Annotated in this window: 2 protein-coding genes; both read left to right on the top strand. The window is 71.4% G+C overall.

Features of this window, described 5'->3' with window-relative positions; genetic code table 11:
• The first annotated feature begins 151 nt into the window (after window positions 1-151).
• On the top strand, window positions 152-655 hold the full coding sequence (locus I55_RS14080; RefSeq protein ID WP_083901108.1) for a DUF3035 domain-containing protein: 504 nt from the start codon (window positions 152-154) through the stop codon (window positions 653-655).
• A 264-nt stretch (window positions 656-919) separates the two neighbouring features.
• Window positions 920-2,393: pitrilysin family protein (locus I55_RS14075; RefSeq protein WP_064742499.1), on the top strand; the 1,474-nt coding region annotated here is incomplete at its 3' end.

Here is a 2,393-nt window from a genome sequence, read left to right as displayed (position 1 = left end):
TGCTGGTCGTGGATGGGCTGTTCGTCAGGCCCGCGACGCGGTAGGGTGTCGCCGTCATGGGGCTGGTGGGGGCCCCGGTGGTGGGATCAGTTTTTTGGGTCAGGTTCACGGGGGTCCCGGGGTTCGGGGCCCGCATTCGACGGACGAGGATATGGGCGAGAATTCTAAGGTTTTTAGCGCGCGGCTGATGCTCGCGGCGGCCGGTTTGGCAGCCCTGACGGGGTGTGACAGCCTGGACTATCTGTTCGGCGGGTCGCGGCCCACCCCGGACGAGTTCCGCGTGCTGGCGCGCGCGCCGCTGGAGGTGCCGCCCGATTTCAACCTGCGTCCGCCGCAGCCGGGCAGCCCGCGCCCGCAGGAAATCGTGAAGGAGACGCGCGCCACCAGCACCGTCTTCGGTGCCGCCACCACCGAGGCGACGGCCGTGGCGTCCGCCACCGCCAACCAGAGCAAGGGCGAGGCAGCACTGACCGCCAAGGCCGGCGCCGATCAGGCCGAACCCCAGATCCGCAAGATCGTGGACAAGGAATGGCCCGGCACGGTGGTGGGCGACCGCAGCTTCCTGGACAGCCTGATGTTCTGGAAGGGTGACACGGCGCCCAAGGACAACGCGCCGGTGGTCAACCGCGACAGCAGCTCCGCCGGCGCCCACTAAGGGTTCCCGCGCATGCCAAGGCCCGGCCGGGACGCCCTCCCGCCCGGGCCTTTTGCTATGGGCCGCTGAAGGCCCGTCGCCAGGATGTGTGGGTGACCACGCCGCAAGGCGCCTTGGGCCGGGCCCACGACCACCCCTAAGGTCCAGGTTCGGCCCAGGTTCCGGCTCCCCATCCCAATGGCTGGTCCAGCTTCCCATGGACAGCCCGCGTGCCCATGTTATTCCTTTGGGAAATGGGGCGGCATAAATGGGAGTGGCGGGGCTTTGGGCGTCTATGGGCGGCCTTCATGCCGGGTATGGTTCGCTGTTCTGGCGTTTGCCCTTGGCCTGACGGCCCCGGCCGCCGCCCGTGTCTTCGATCCTGAGACCTTCACGCTGGCCAACGGCCTGCGGGTGGTGGTGGTGCCCAACCATCGCGCGCCCGTCGTGACGCAGATGCTGTTCTACAAGGTGGGGGCCGCGGATGAGCCGGCGGGCAAATCGGGCCTGGCTCATTACCTGGAGCACCTGATGTTCCGGGGCACCGCCGCCGTGCCCTCCGGCGCGTTTTCCCGCCGGGTGGCCCGCGACGGCGGGGTGGAAAACGCCTACACCAACCAGGATCAGACAGCCTTTTTCCAGACGATCGCCCGCGACCGGCTGCCCCTGGTGTTGGGGCTGGAGGCGGACCGCATGGCCCATCTGCGCATCCGTGCGGAGACGGCGGCGCCCGAACTGGCGGTGGTGTTGAACGAGCGGCGGCAGCGGACGGAAGCCAACCCCGGCGCCCGCCTGCGCGAGCGGGTGCAGGCGGCGTTGTTCACGGCATATCCCTACGCCAGGCCGGTCGTGGGCCGGGCGGAGGAGGTGGCCCGCCTGACCCCGGCGGACGCCCGTGCCTTCTACCGCGCCTGGTACGCCCCCAACAACGCCGTGCTGGTGGTGGCGGGCGACGTCACCGCCGCGTCCCTGCGCCCGCTGGTGGAGGCGGCGTTCGGCGCCATCCCCGCCCGCCCGGTACCGGACCGGCTGGCCGCCCGGGGGACGGAGCCGCCGGCGGAAGGGGAGGGGCGGCGCATCGAGATGAAGGACGCCCAGGTGCGTCAGCCGGCGCTGAGCCGGGTATGGATCGCCCCATCCCATGGCTGGAGGGGGCAAGGCTGGGCGGCGGATCCCACGCAGGTTTACGCGCTGGAGGTGTTGCAGACCATCCTGGGCGGCGGCGCCACCGGGCGCCTGTACCAGGCGCTGGCGGTGCGCCAGCGCCTGGCGGCCGGCGTCAGCGTCGATTATCTGGCCGACGCGCTGGGGCCCGGCCAGTTCAGCCTGGGTGTGGTGCCCGGCCCCGACGTGGCCGTGGCTGATGCCGAGGCCGGCCTGAACGCGGAGATCGCCCGCCTGCTGCACGACGGGGTGGGGGAGGCGGAGGTGGCGGCGGCCATCAAGCGCCTGCGGGTGGGCGCCCTCTACGCCCGTGACAGCCTGCAGGGCCCCGCGTCCGAGTTCGGGGTGGCTTTGACCACCGGCCAGACGGTCGCGGATGTGGAGGCCTGGCCTGACCGCATCGCCGCCGTGACGGTGGAGGATGTGAACAGGGCCCTGCGCGCCGTATTGGGGGGCAAGGGCTCCGTCACCGCCCTGCTGCTGCCCGACCCCGACGCGCCCACGCCGGAGGCGGAACTGGAGGATGTGGCGGCGGCCATGGCGACGGGGGCCTTCGATGATCCGGCACCTGGTGTGCTGCTGATGGCGATGCTGC

Origin of the sequence: Azospirillum sp. B4 (assembly GCF_000333275.1) — a bacterium.
Taxonomy (GTDB): domain Bacteria; phylum Pseudomonadota; class Alphaproteobacteria; order Azospirillales; family Azospirillaceae; genus Nitrospirillum.
Note: the sequence above shows the minus strand (reverse complement) of the source record. Positions and strands in the feature narration are given on the sequence as shown.

Bases quoted from the DNA above. Each gene is read 5' to 3' on its own strand.
- I55_RS14080 (WP_083901108.1), top strand. From the start codon at position 152: ATGGGCGAGAATTCTAAGGTTTTTAGCGCGCGGCTGATGCTCGCGGCG.